Genomic DNA, 13,213 nt, shown 5'->3' with positions numbered 1-13,213 from the left:
ATGCAAAGTGAAATTAACGCGAGTGCTCAACAAGCGCGACTTGATGTGGTTAACGTAACAGAGTCTCAGGCAAAAGCAGATTTTGTGCTGAGTATCGAAGAGCACGATGCTATTGAGCATGAAAAACACCACTACGAAGATCCGCGCGCCGCTTCGATAGAAGCATTGAAAATTGTACAGAAACATCGTGGTTGGGTACCGGATGGCGCCATTTACGCGATTGCTGATGTGCTTGGTATTCCCGCTAGTGATGTAGAGGGTGTGGCAACATTTTACAGCCAGATTTATCGTCAACCGGTGGGCCGCCATATTATTCGTTATTGTGACAGCGTGGTTTGTCATATTACCGGTTATCAGGATGTCCAGGCTGCGATTGAAAAACATCTGAATATCTGTCCGGGGCAGACGACGAAAGATGGGCGTTTTACGCTGTTGCCAACCTGTTGTCTGGGTAACTGCGACAAAGGCCCGACCATGATGATCGATGACGATACGCACAGTTCTGTCAGACCTGAAGAGATTGAAAAGTTACTGGAGCAGTATCCATGACAGCATATTCAGGAATAAAAGAAATTATTCGTACCGAGGAAAACCATCCTCTTACCTGGCGTTTACGGGATGATAAACAACCGGTATGGCTGGATGAGTACCGTAGCAAAAGTGGTTATCGTGGCGCTGAAAAAGCACTGAAAAGCATGTCCCCTGATGAAGTGGTTTCTCTGGTAAAAGACGCCGGGCTGAAAGGCCGTGGCGGCGCAGGCTTCTCTACTGGTTTGAAGTGGAGCCTGATGCCAAAAGATGAAAGCATGAATATCCGTTATCTGCTATGCAACGCAGATGAAATGGAGCCGGGTACTTACAAAGATCGCTTGCTGATGGAGCAACTTCCTCACCTGCTGGTGGAAGGGATGTTGATCAGCGCCTTTGCCTTGAAAGCTTATCGTGGCTATATCTTCCTGCGTGGTGAATATGTGGAAGCGGCTGTACATCTGCGTAAAGCCATTGAAGAAGCTAAGGCGGCGGGTTTGTTGGGTAAAAACATTATGGGCAGCGGCTTTGATTTTGAGTTGTTTGTTCATACCGGCGCAGGGCGTTATATTTGTGGTGAAGAGACCGCGCTGATTAACTCACTGGAAGGCCGACGAGCAAATCCTCGCTCGAAACCGCCATTTCCAGCCACTTCCGGCGCATGGGGTAAACCTACTTGCGTCAACAACGTTGAAACCTTGTGCAACGTTCCTTCAATTCTCGAATACGGTAAAGAGTGGTATATCGGTCTAAGTGCGGGCAAGAGTAAAGATGCTGGTACCAAACTGATGGGGTTCTCCGGTCGGGTGAAAAACCCGGGCTTGTGGGAATTGCCATTTGGTACGACTGCCCGTGAAATTCTTGAAGATTATGCCGGCGGTATGCGTGACGGCTTGAAATTCAAAGCATGGCAGCCAGGTGGGGCAGGGACTGACTTCCTGACCGCTGAGCATTTGGATCTGCCAATGGATTTCGAAAATATCGCTAAAGCGGGCAGCCGCTTGGGCACGGCCTTGGCAATGGCGGTTGACCATGAAATTAACATGGTTTCTTTAACCCGTAATCTTGAAGAATTCTTTTCCCGTGAATCTTGCGGCTGGTGTACTCCATGTCGTGACGGGTTGCCGTGGAGCGTGAAAATCCTGCGTGCAATAGAGCGTGGGGAAGGGCAACCGGGGGATATTGAAACGTTGGAGCAGCTCTGTCGCTTCCTTGGGCCAGGTAATACATTCTGTGCTCACGCACCAGGGGCCGTGGAACCACTACAGAGCGCCATCAAATATTTCCGTGATGAATTCGAAGCTGGAATTGTGACTAAAGACTATGGGAACACCCATTTCATTACGGGCATCCAGTCAAACCTGTTGAAACAGCGTTGGTAATGGGTTCTTCACGAGATTAGCAGAATTTTTGATTAACACTTGCTGAAAAGCAGGTCATTTGGAAGCATGCTGACTATGGCTACGATACATGTAGACGGCAAAAAATATGATGTAGACGGGGCTGATAACCTGTTACAAGCCTGCCTCTCTTTGGGGTTGGATATTCCTTATTTTTGCTGGCATCCAGCGCTTGGAAGCGTTGGCGCTTGCCGCCAGTGTGCGGTGAAGCAATATCAAAATGCGGATGATACGCGCGGTCGTTTGATAATGTCCTGTATGACTCCGGCAGCGGATGGCACTTTTATCTCGATTGATGATGAAGAGGCTAAAAAGTTCCGTGAGAGTGTGGTTGAGTGGTTGATGACTAACCATCCGCACGATTGCCCGGTGTGTGAAGAAGGGGGCAATTGCCACTTACAGGATATGACCGTGATGACCGGTCATACATTCCGTAAATACCGTTTCACTAAGCGTACTCACAACAATCAGGAATTGGGGCCGTTTATTTCTCATGAAATGAACCGCTGTATTGCCTGTTATCGTTGTGTGCGTTACTACAAAGATTACGCCGACGGCACTGATTTTGGTGTCTATGGCGCTCACGATAATATCTATTTTGGTCGCCCTGAAAGCGGCACGCTGGAAAGTGAGTTCTCCGGTAACCTGGTGGAAATTTGTCCAACAGGGGTATTTACTGACAAAACCCACTCTGAACGTTATAACCGTAAATGGGATATGCAGTTCGCGCCAAGTATCTGCCAACAGTGCAGCATTGGTTGCAATACCAGCCCGGGAGAGCGCTATGGTGAATTACGCCGTATCGAGAACCGTTATAACGGGACAGTAAACCACTACTTTATGTGTGACCGTGGTCGTTTCGGTTACGGTTATGTCAACAGTAAGGATCGTCCTCGTCAGCCACAGCAATTGCGTGGTGATCATTGGATCTCGCTTAACGCTGAACAGGCTATGCAGGGTGGGGCGGATATTTTACGTCAGGCCAAAAATGCCATTGGTATCGGTTCCCCACGCGCTAGTTTGGAAAGTAACTTTGCACTGCGTGAACTGGTGGGCGCGGAAAACTTCTATAGCGGGATTGCCGCGGCTGAACAACAACGCCTTGATATGATGTTGGAAATTCTTCAACAGGGCGGCGTTTATACACCATCGCTGCGTGAAATTGAAAGCTATGATGCGGTACTGATTTTAGGTGAAGATCTAACGCAAACCGGCGCCCGGATGGCACTGGCAGTTCGTCAGGCGGTGAAAGGTAAAGCCCGCGAAATGGCGGCCGCTCAGAAAGTTGCTGATTGGCAAATTGCCGCTGTGATGAATATTGGTCAGCGTGCGAAATATCCCCTGTTTGTGACCAACGTGGATGATACTCGTCTGGATGATATCGCCGCGTGGAATTATCGCGCGCCGGTTGATGATCAGGCGCGTTTTGGTTTTGCAGTCGCTCATGCATTGGATAACACTGCGCCGGCAGTCGAGAATTTGCCTGACGAACTGAAAGCTAAAGTGGAAATGGTTGCGCAAGCATTGATTGGCGCGAAGAAACCACTGATTATCAGCGGCAGTAACGTCGGTAGTGATGCGATTATTCAAGCAGCGGCCAATGTTGCCTGGGCACTGAAAGACCGAGGTTCAGATGTCGGTTTGTCGTTTGTTGCAATCTATGCGAATAGTATTGGATTGGGAATGATGGAGGCTCAACCACTGGATGTTGCGTTGCAACGGATAAGCAGTGGTGAATCTGATACGGCTATCGTGATGGAAAATGATCTCTATCGGCATGCCGCAGCAGATAAGGTAGACGATGCACTGAGCAAGCTGAAAAACTTGGTTGTGGTTGATCATCAACGCACTGCCATCATGGATAAAGCCCATTTGATTCTTCCAGCTTCCAGCTTTGCAGAAAGTGACGGTACGCTGGTAAATCAGGAAGGCCGGGCGCAGCGTTATTTCCAAGTTTTTGAACCCTCTTTCTACGACAAATCGGTGGTGATGCTGGAGAGTTGGCGTTGGTTGCACTCCTTGCACACAACTTATACTGAACGCCATTTAGATTGGACGCAGCTCGACCATGTTATTGATGCCTGTGTTGAAACAATGCCACAGCTTAAAGGCATTGTTGACGCCGCGCCTGATTCTACATTCCGCATCCGTGGTCAGAAACTGGCCCGTTCACCGCACCGTTACAGTGGTCGTACTGCAATGTTGGCGAATCTCAGCGTACATGAGCAACGTCAGCCGCAGGATGTCGATTCGCCATTCGCTTTTTCAATGGAAGGTAACAATAGCCCAGATGCCTATCGTCAGCAGGTGCCATTTGCATGGGCGCCGGGCTGGAACTCACCACAGGCTTGGAACAAATTCCAGGCGGAGGTAGGTGGTCATCTGCGCTTTGGTGATCCCGGTGTGCGTCTGATTGAAACCACTGACGGCGGTTTGAACTATTTTGATCAGATCCCGACAGCCTTTACTGCACAAAATAACCAGTGGACAGTGGCTCCTTACCACCATTTGTTTGGTAGTGAAGAGTTAACTCAGCGTTCTGATGTGATTCAGGAACGTATGCCGGAGCCTTATGTGATGCTCAATAGCAAAGATGCGGATCAATTGGGTGTGAAAACGGGTTCTGTTCTGGAGTTTGATTGTTTTGGTCAGCAACTGCGTCTGGCAGTTCGTCTGAGTGAAAATCTTGCTCAAGGGCAGATTGGTTTGCCAATGGGAATGCCGGGCATTCCTCCAGTATTGGCGGGTGTTTCCGTGAATAATTTACGGGAGGTTGCATAATGAGTTGGTTAACCCCCGAAATTATTGATGTGCTGATCGCTGTTCTCAAGGCCGTGGTGATCTTGGTCGTGGTGGTTGTCTGTGGGGCATTGATGAGCTTTGGCGAACGTCGTTTGCTAGGGCTGTTTCAAAACCGTTATGGGCCAAACCGTGTAGGTTGGGGTGGGTCGTTACAGATCGTCGCTGACATGATCAAAATGTTCTTCAAAGAGGACTGGGTACCCCGGTTTGCCGACAGAATGATCTTTACCTTGGCGCCGGTGATTGGTTTCGTTTCTCTGTTGCTGGCATTTGCCATTGTGCCGATCACGCCGACTTGGATGGCCGCCGACCTGAACATCGGTATTTTGTTCTTTATGATGATGGCGGGTCTGGCTGTCTATGCGGTGCTGTTTGCTGGATGGTCAAGTAACAACAAATACTCATTACTGGGGGCGATGCGTGCTTCTGCGCAGACACTGAGTTACGAAGTGTTTATCGGCCTCTCCTTTATGGGCGTTGTGGCGCAGGCAGATTCTTTCAATATGGTGGATATCGTCAATGCACAGGAGCATATGTGGAATGTCATTCCTCAGTTCTTTGGCTTCTTGACTTTTGCTATCGCGGGTGTGGCGGTGTGTCACCGTCATCCATTTGACCAGCCGGAAGCAGAACAGGAGCTGGCTGACGGCTATCATATTGAATATTCCGGTATGAAATTCGGTCTGTTCTTCGTTGGTGAATATATCGGTATTGTTACGGTTTCTGCCCTGATTGTGACAATGTTCTTTGGTGGCTGGCATGGTCCGTTCTTGCCGCCGTTTGTCTGGTTTGCGTTGAAAACGGCATTCTTCATGGTGATGTTCATCCTGATACGCGCCTCTTTACCACGTCCGCGTTATGACCAGGTGATGTCGTTTGGCTGGAAAGTCTGTCTGCCGCTAACCTTACTTAACCTGCTGGCGACTGCGGCAGTGATTTTGTACAACGCTCAATAAGGGGGGAATGAACCATGACATTAAAAGAGTTAGTGGTTGGTTTTGCCACCCAGGTACGCAGTATTTGGATGATTGGCTTGCATGCCTTTCATAAGCGCGAAACCCAAATGTATCCAGAGGAACCGGTTTATCTGCCGCCACGTTACCGTGGCCGTATTGTGCTGACGCGCGATCCGGACGGTGAAGAGCGTTGTGTTGCCTGTAACCTGTGTGCGGCGGTTTGCCCGGTGGGATGTATTTCACTGCAAAAAGCTGAACATAAAGATGGTCGTTGGTATCCAGAATTTTTCCGCGTTAACTTCTCACGTTGTATTTTCTGTGGCTTATGTGAAGAAGCTTGCCCGACGACTGCGATCCAATTAACGCCGGATTTCGAAATGGGGGAGTTTAAGCGCCAGGATCTGGTGTATGAAAAAGAGGACCTGACGATTTCAGGTCCGGGTAAATATCCTGATTATAACTTTTACCGTAAGACAGGTATGGCGATTGACGGCAAATCAAAAGGTGAAGCCGACAATGAAGCGAAACCTATCGACGTTAAAAGCCTGTTGCCGTAAGGAGCGATATTCATGGAATTTACGTTTTATACTGCCGGGCTGATTGCCATATTGGCAACTATCAGGGTGATTACCCATACCAATCCGATACACGCGCTTTTGTATCTGATTGTGTCTCTGCTGGCGCTTTCAGCGGTGTTTTTTTCGCTTGGCGCTTATTTTGCTGGTGCGCTGGAGATCATCGTCTACGCCGGGGCCATTATGGTGCTGTTTGTTTTCGTGGTGATGATGCTTAACCTTGGCAAATCTGTTGTTGAACAAGAGCGTGTCTGGTTGAAACCGAGGACTTGGATTGGTCCGGGGATACTGTCAGCGGTGCTGCTTGTTGTGCTGGTGTATACCATTATCAATGTTTCTCATGGCGATATTGCTGACAATATCACCGGTGAAGTTATCAGTGCTAAAGAAGTGGGTATCAGTTTGTTTGGTCCGTATGTATTGGCCGTTGAACTGGCTTCTTTGCTATTACTTGCCGGTATGGTGGTGGCGTATCACATAGGCCGTGAGCATAAACAGGGTGAAGTGCTCAGCAACCGAAATGCGGAGGAACAACCATGATACCTCTTCAACATGGACTGATTTTGGCGGCTATTCTATTTGTGTTGGGCCTGACCGGGCTCATCATTCGCCGTAATCTGTTGTTTATGTTAATTGGGCTCGAAGTGATGATTAATGCTGCGGCTTTGGCCTTTGTTGTGGTAGGCAGCTATTGGGGCCAGCCAGATGGTCAGGTGATGTTTATTTTGGCTATCAGCTTGGCAGCAGCAGAGGCGAGTATTGGCCTGGCGCTGTTATTGCAGCTCTATCGTCGTCGCCAGAATCTGAATATTGATACAGTCAGTGAGATGCGCGGATGAACTTACTCTATTTAACAATTCTGCTGCCACTGCTGGGATTTTTGCTGTTGGCATTTTCCCGTGGCCGCTGGTCTGAAAATACATCAGCCACCATCGGGATTAGTTCTGTTGGTTTGGCTGCGTTGGTTACCTTATGGGTCGCTATCGATTTCAACAGTCAGAATGGCGCGGGTGATCTGGTTTACAGTCAGAACCTGTGGAACTGGATGGAAGTTGGGAATTTCAGTATCCCGTTTACTCTGGTGCTTGATGGTTTATCGCTTACCATGTTGAGTGTGGTGACTGGTGTTGGTTTCCTGATCCATATGTATGCCTCGTGGTATATGCGTGGTGAAGAGGGTTATTCCCGTTTCTTCGCTTATACCAACCTGTTTATCGCCAGCATGGTGATACTGGTTCTGGCAGATAACATGATGCTGATGTATCTCGGTTGGGAAGGGGTAGGGCTGTGCAGTTATTTGCTGATTGGCTTCTACTATACCAACCCGGCGAATGGCGCTGCGGCAATGAAAGCCTTTGTTGTTACTCGTGTGGGTGACGTCTTCTTGGCTATCGGCATGTTCATTCTGTATGACAATCTGGGAACGTTGAACTTCCGCGAGTTGGCGATTTTAGCTCCACAGCATCTGGAAGCCGGTTCTTCAGTGATTACTTGGGCAACCCTGATGATATTGGGGGGAGCGGTAGGTAAATCAGCCCAATTGCCGTTACAAACTTGGTTGGCCGATGCGATGGCCGGTCCGACGCCGGTTTCTGCGCTGATTCATGCGGCAACGATGGTAACCGCCGGGGTGTACTTGGTCGCGCGTAGCCACGGTCTATTCCTGATGGCGCCGGAAATCCTGCAACTGGTTGGCACTGTCGGCGCTATCACGCTGGTGTTGGCTGGTTTTGCAGCGTTAGTGCAAACCGATATTAAGCGTGTATTGGCTTACTCAACCATGAGCCAGATTGGCTACATGTTCTTAGCATTGGGGGTTCAGGCGTGGGATGCAGCAATTTTCCACCTGATGACTCACGCTTTCTTTAAGGCGCTGTTGTTCCTGGCATCGGGTTCCGTCATTCTGGCCTGCCACCACGAGCAGAATATTTTCAAAATGGGTGGATTGCGTAAATCCATTCCATTGGTTTATGTCTGCTTTTTGGTGGGCGGCGCGGCGTTATCCGCGTTGCCAATCGTCACTGCGGGTTTCTACAGTAAAGATGAAATTCTGTGGGGAGCGATGTCACATGGTCATATCAACCTAATGCTGGCTGGTCTGGCGGGGGCATTTATGACTTCCTTGTATACCTTCCGCATGATTTTCATCGTATTCCACGGTGAGGCGAAAACAAAAGCCCATCCTGTAAAAGGTATTACCCATCATTTTCCGTTACTGGTATTGCTGGTGCTTTCCACCTTTGTGGGCGCACTGATTGTGCCGCCATTGGCGGGTGTGCTGCCGGGAAGCCATGCAACGGATCACACAGGCAAAATGACCCTGGAAGTGGTTTCTGGCGTGGTCGCTGTAGCGGGTATTTTGTTGGCAATGGCACTGTATCTGGGTAAACGTCAGTTAGTGAATGGTGTGGCACGAAGTGCTCCGGGGCGTTTCTTCTCCGTATGGTGGTTTAATGCTTGGGGTTTTGATGTTCTCTATGACTGGGTATTTGTTAAGCCGTTCAAGAACATTACGCATGTATTGCGAAACGATCCGCTAAATTCACTGATGAATATTCCTGCGGTGTTATCACGCTGGAGTAACAAAGGTCTTAGCCTGAGTGAAAATGGACAGGTCCGTTGGTACGTTGCCTCTATGGGGTTGGGTGCAGTGCTGGTTTTAGCTCTGCTGCTACTGGTTTAATTTAAGGGATACATTGCGCCATGCTATTACCTTGGCTAATTCTTATGCCCTTCATCGGTGGCCTGTTGAGTTGGCAGGCTGAACGCTTCGGTACCCGTGTACCGCGTTGGATCGCGTTAATCTCGATGGGGTTGACTCTGGTGCTCTCTCTGCAACTGTGGGTGCAGGGGGACTACACCTTGGCTAATCCACAAGGGATCCCACAATGGCAAGAGGAATTTCTTATGCCGTGGATCCCACGTTTTGGTATCAGTATTCACCTTGCTTTGGATGGCTTATCACTGCTGATGGTGGTGTTGACCGCACTACTGGGGCTGATGGCTATTCTCTGTTCATGGACGGAAAATCAGCCATATCAGGGCTTTTTCCACTTGAACCTGCTGTGGATCTTGGGTGGTGTGATGGGGGTGTTCCTCGCTATCGACATGTTCCTGTTTTTCTTCTTTTGGGAAATGATGTTGGTGCCGATGTACTTCCTGATTGCACTGTGGGGCCACAGAGGTTCAGGCGGTAAGACTCGTATCACCGCGGCGACCAAGTTTTTCATTTACACCCAGGCGAGTGGCTTGGTGATGTTAATTGCGATTATGGCGCTGGTACTGGTTCACTATAATGGAACAGGCGAGTGGACATTCAGCTATGAAAAATTGCTGAATACACCAATGTCACACACCGTTCAATACTTGCTGATGCTCGGTTTCTTCATTGCGTTTGCGGTAAAAATGCCGGTTGTGCCTTTACATGGGTGGCTACCTGACGCGCACAGTCAGGCGCCGACAGCGGGTTCTGTTGACTTAGCCGGCATCTTGCTGAAAACCGCAGGTTATGGTCTGTTGCGTTTTGCTTTGCCGTTGTTCCCGGAAGCTTCTCATGAGTTCACACCGATTGCGATGTGGTTCGGTGTGCTCGGGATCTTCTATGGCGCATGGATGGCATTCAGCCAGACAGATATCAAACGCTTGATTGCTTACACCAGTATCTCTCATATGGGGTTTGTGTTAATCGCGATCTATTCTGGCAGCCAGCTTGCTTACCAAGGGGCAATTATTCAGATGATTGCTCATGGTCTGTCAGCCGCAGGCATGTTTATTCTCTGTGGGCAACTTTATGAGCGCTTACATACCCGTGATATGAATCTCATGGGGGGCTTGTGGAAACGTGTGCAGTTCTTGCCTGCGTTATCGCTCTCTTTTGCTGTTGCGACACTAGGGATGCCGGGGACCGGTAACTTCGTCGGTGAATTTATGATCCTGTTTGGTAGTTTTAGTGAATTTCCGTTAATTATAACGATTTCTGTATTTGGTCTGGTCTTCGCCTCTGTTTATGCCCTGTATATGATGCAGCGTGCTTACTACGGTGAGGCAAAATCAGATGAACCACTAAGACGGATGGATATGCGAGAAGTATCCATTGTAATGGTGCTGTTGATATTACTGGTGGTGATGGGTTTCTACCCACAACCTATCCTTGATACTTCAGCGGCAGCGATGGATAACATCCAGACCTGGTATTCAGCTTCAATTTCAACTACAAGGCCGTAATTCGCCATGACAATAACTCCTCAACAACTGATCGCGCTGTTACCGCTGTTGATCGTCGGATTGACGGTAGTGGTTGTGATGCTGTCCATTGCGTGGCGACGCGATCACTTTATTAACACCACTCTGACCGTGGTAGGTTTGAATCTGGCTCTGCTGTCTCTCTATTTTGTCGGACAGCAAGAAGCGATGGATGTCACTCCACTGGTTCATGTGGATCGCTATGCAATGCTCTATATCGGTCTCGTGCTGGTTGCGAGCCTGGCAACGACGACTTTCGCCTATTCCTGGTTAGAAAATTATCCAGATAACAAAGAAGAGTTCTATTTGCTGGTGCTAATTGCGACAGTGGGCGGGATTCTTCTGGCTTGTGCAAACCACCTGGCATCATTGTTTATCGGCATTGAGTTATTAACTTTGCCGCTGTTTGGTTTGATTGGTTATGCATATCGCCAGAAACGCTCTCTGGAAGCGGCTATCAAGTATATGCTGCTGTCTGCGGCAGCCTCTTCTTTCATGCTGTTTGGTATAGCGTTGTTATATGCGGAATCAGGCGATCTCTCTTTTGCTGCACTGGGGCATCGTTTGTCTGACAGCTATATCTATCAACCTTTGATACTGTCAGGCTTGGGTATGCTGGTTGTTGGCCTTGGCTTCAAATTATCACTGGTACCTTTCCATCTCTGGACACCGGATGTTTATCAGGGAGCGCCGGCTCCGGTCTCTACCTTCCTGGCAACAGCCAGTAAGATAGCGATTTTCGCGGTAGTAGTGCGCTTGTTTGTTGAAGCGCCAATGGCGGATAGCGAAGCATTGCGCACGGTATTAACCGTTATTGCCATTGCTTCTATGCTGTTCGGTAACTTGATGGCGTTGACCCAGACAAATATCAAACGTCTGCTTGGTTACTCTTCTATTGCTCACCTGGGTTATTTATTGGTGGCGCTGGTGGCGGTACAGAATCACCAGCTTTCAGAAGAGACGGTCGGTATCTATCTGGCAGGTTATCTGTTTAGCAGTATCGGCGCATTTGGCGTTGTTAGCCTCATGTCCAGCCCATATAAAGGACCGGATGCAGATTCCCTCTACTCATATCGTGGCCTGTTTTGGCATAAACCTATTCTGTCTGCGGTGATGACGGTGATGATGTTATCGCTGGCGGGGATACCAATGACATTTGGTTTTATTGGTAAGTTCTACGTCATTGTGTTGGGTGTGAAAGCGGAACTGTGGTGGCTGACGGGGGCTGTGGTGGTAGGTAGTGCTATCGGTTTGTATTACTACCTGCGGGTGATGGTCAGTTTGTACCTGCCTGCGCCAAAGGCCCTTAACCGCGACACGCCAAGGAACTGGGCATCGACTGCCGGCGGGATGGTTGTTCTGGTTTCCGCATTATTGGTATTAGCGCTAGGTATCTGGCCTCAACCGCTGATTGATGTGATACAGCAAGCGAAAATTATTCTCTAAATAGCCAGTCAGTTGTTACGGATTATTTGGAGTATAAAAACCCGGTAAGATTATTCTTACCGGGTCAGTTTTGAAAAGACTTGGGCTATAAAAATAAAATATTTTATTTATTAAAATAGTCTCGCCATATGATTTTAGGTTTTCTCTTAAAGCCATGTCTATTTAAATGATGTTTAAATAAATCAGTAAATTCATTTAATAATATTTTATGTTCTTATTTGCCTTTTTTACGGGGTATAAATGAGATTTCAAAATGGTTATACATCTTATGTCACTTATAATTATATGTATAACAATGAGTTGAAAATGGTCATGTGTAGTAAAATTATGAAACGTTATTTATAATCATTGATAAAGTTAATTATTTTTCTCATTTTTCACTGATGGTTTTATGGTGAGCAGGTTTTAAATGGCTATTAAAAGCTATTTTTTTAACCTCTGGTTTTAATCGTTGTTCTTACTGCTCTTACTACCTGATTTCTATTAAGTTTAATCATCATGGTATATTTTTTTTACGTTTAATCAACGTTAATCATACTTGCTTTTTATCTTTGTTGATGCTGTTTTATTGGCAATTTTGAACAGTTTTTATAAGTTATCACTCTTTCTTTTATCTTTATAAATCAACCAATAAATAGCTTGATGGTATAAAGATTCCCCTTTATGTTTTTTCGGATAATATTCTTTTTTCGCTGGTTTCTTTTCAACTTGCTATTAATAGTTAATGGGGTTGGATTAAGTTTGATTAACGTGTTTTTAAAAATATGCACTTATAGTTAAATCCGTCTTTTATATGAGGTCTTTAATATTTTTGTTTTTGTGATTTTAAATGATCATGTCAGGTTAGGTAAATGTAAAATAAGTGGATGGATAACATTGTCGATAAACGAATTAAATATGGATGTGAATAGGCTGTTAAATGGAAAGGCAGGTAAAAAGATAAAATGAATATGGTTAAAAAGGTGATATCAAATAGGGTGATTCCCATTCCGAGAGTTTTCTTATTTTTCAATTAAAAATTCATTTAATGAATGGTTTTTATTGGGCTATTTTGAGCCTGTAATTTAAATTCATCCATTTTCATTAAATCGATACTCTGATTTTCTCGTTTTTCCTTTTTCTTGTATTTGATTTTTAGGTTTAAAACCAAAGAGGGTAATAAATATATTAATGGTATTAAAATTAAACTTGGATTCACATAATAAGTGCAACATCGTTAATCCGGAAGTAAACATGTTCGTATTCCTTTAAATAATTCATTCGG

General features: G+C 46.9%; 10 protein-coding genes. All 10 read left to right on the top strand.

Features of this window, described 5'->3' with window-relative positions:
* The gene (gene nuoE, locus BA1DRAFT_RS16550) at positions 1-549 is read left to right on the top strand and encodes an NADH-quinone oxidoreductase subunit NuoE (RefSeq protein ID WP_036781371.1); all 549 of its coding nucleotides are present in this window, start codon (positions 1-3) and stop codon (positions 547-549) included.
* Positions 546-1,910 carry an NADH-quinone oxidoreductase subunit NuoF gene (nuoF, locus tag BA1DRAFT_RS16545; protein ID WP_036781369.1) on the top strand — a complete coding sequence of 455 codons (1,365 nt, stop codon included), beginning with the start codon at positions 546-548 and terminating at the stop codon, positions 1,908-1,910. Before nuoE ends, nuoF begins: the two co-directional genes overlap by 4 nt.
* A 75-nt stretch (positions 1,911-1,985) precedes the next feature.
* Positions 1,986-4,709 (top strand): NADH-quinone oxidoreductase subunit NuoG, encoded by a 2,724-nt coding sequence (gene nuoG / locus BA1DRAFT_RS16540; RefSeq protein ID WP_152544337.1) that lies wholly within the window; start codon positions 1,986-1,988, stop codon positions 4,707-4,709.
* Complete coding sequence (gene nuoH / locus BA1DRAFT_RS16535) at positions 4,709-5,686, top strand: NADH-quinone oxidoreductase subunit NuoH (protein ID WP_036781364.1); 978 nt, start codon at positions 4,709-4,711, stop codon at positions 5,684-5,686. The genes nuoG and nuoH overlap by 1 nt, the downstream gene beginning before the upstream one ends.
* A gap of 14 nt (positions 5,687-5,700) precedes the next feature.
* Positions 5,701-6,243, top strand: a complete 543-nt coding sequence (nuoI, locus tag BA1DRAFT_RS16530) for an NADH-quinone oxidoreductase subunit NuoI (protein WP_036781362.1) — start codon at positions 5,701-5,703, stop codon at positions 6,241-6,243.
* 12 nt (positions 6,244-6,255) lie between these two features.
* The gene (gene nuoJ, locus BA1DRAFT_RS16525; protein ID WP_036781359.1) at positions 6,256-6,801 is read left to right on the top strand and encodes an NADH-quinone oxidoreductase subunit J; all 546 of its coding nucleotides are present in this window, start codon (positions 6,256-6,258) and stop codon (positions 6,799-6,801) included.
* A complete protein-coding gene (gene nuoK / locus BA1DRAFT_RS16520; RefSeq protein ID WP_011147297.1) occupies positions 6,798-7,100 on the top strand; it encodes an NADH-quinone oxidoreductase subunit NuoK in 303 nt (100 codons plus the stop codon). The genes nuoJ and nuoK overlap by 4 nt, the downstream gene beginning before the upstream one ends.
* Positions 7,097-8,944, top strand: a complete 1,848-nt coding sequence (gene nuoL, locus BA1DRAFT_RS16515; RefSeq protein WP_036781357.1) for an NADH-quinone oxidoreductase subunit L — start codon at positions 7,097-7,099, stop codon at positions 8,942-8,944. Before nuoK ends, nuoL begins: the two co-directional genes overlap by 4 nt.
* 20 nt (positions 8,945-8,964) lie before the next feature.
* Entirely contained in the window at positions 8,965-10,485 is a 1,521-nt protein-coding gene (nuoM, locus tag BA1DRAFT_RS16510) for an NADH-quinone oxidoreductase subunit M (protein ID WP_036781354.1), read from the top strand.
* A gap of 6 nt (positions 10,486-10,491) precedes the next feature.
* Complete coding sequence (nuoN, locus tag BA1DRAFT_RS16505) at positions 10,492-11,949, top strand: NADH-quinone oxidoreductase subunit NuoN (protein ID WP_036781352.1); 1,458 nt, start codon at positions 10,492-10,494, stop codon at positions 11,947-11,949.
* Positions 11,950-13,213 lie beyond the last annotated feature (1,264 nt).

Origin of the sequence: Photorhabdus aegyptia, assembly GCF_000612035.1 — a bacterium.
GTDB lineage: Bacteria > Pseudomonadota > Gammaproteobacteria > Enterobacterales > Enterobacteriaceae > Photorhabdus > Photorhabdus akhurstii.
The sequence above is the reverse complement of the archived record's forward strand: the minus strand, read 5'-3'. Positions and strand labels throughout refer to the sequence as shown.

Coding starts and splice junctions, on each gene's coding strand:
- nuoM (WP_036781354.1), top strand. CDS start 8,965: ATGCTATTACCTTGGCTAATTCTTATGCCCTTCATCGGTGGCCTGTTG.
- nuoE (WP_036781371.1), top strand. CDS start 1: ATGCAAAGTGAAATTAACGCGAGTGCTCAACAAGCGCGACTTGATGTG.
- nuoJ (WP_036781359.1), top strand. CDS start 6,256: ATGGAATTTACGTTTTATACTGCCGGGCTGATTGCCATATTGGCAACT.
- nuoK (WP_011147297.1), top strand. CDS start 6,798: ATGATACCTCTTCAACATGGACTGATTTTGGCGGCTATTCTATTTGTG.
- nuoL (WP_036781357.1), top strand. CDS start 7,097: ATGAACTTACTCTATTTAACAATTCTGCTGCCACTGCTGGGATTTTTG.
- nuoN (WP_036781352.1), top strand. CDS start 10,492: ATGACAATAACTCCTCAACAACTGATCGCGCTGTTACCGCTGTTGATC.
- nuoF (WP_036781369.1), top strand. CDS start 546: ATGACAGCATATTCAGGAATAAAAGAAATTATTCGTACCGAGGAAAAC.
- nuoG (WP_152544337.1), top strand. CDS start 1,986: ATGGCTACGATACATGTAGACGGCAAAAAATATGATGTAGACGGGGCT.
- nuoH (WP_036781364.1), top strand. CDS start 4,709: ATGAGTTGGTTAACCCCCGAAATTATTGATGTGCTGATCGCTGTTCTC.
- nuoI (WP_036781362.1), top strand. CDS start 5,701: ATGACATTAAAAGAGTTAGTGGTTGGTTTTGCCACCCAGGTACGCAGT.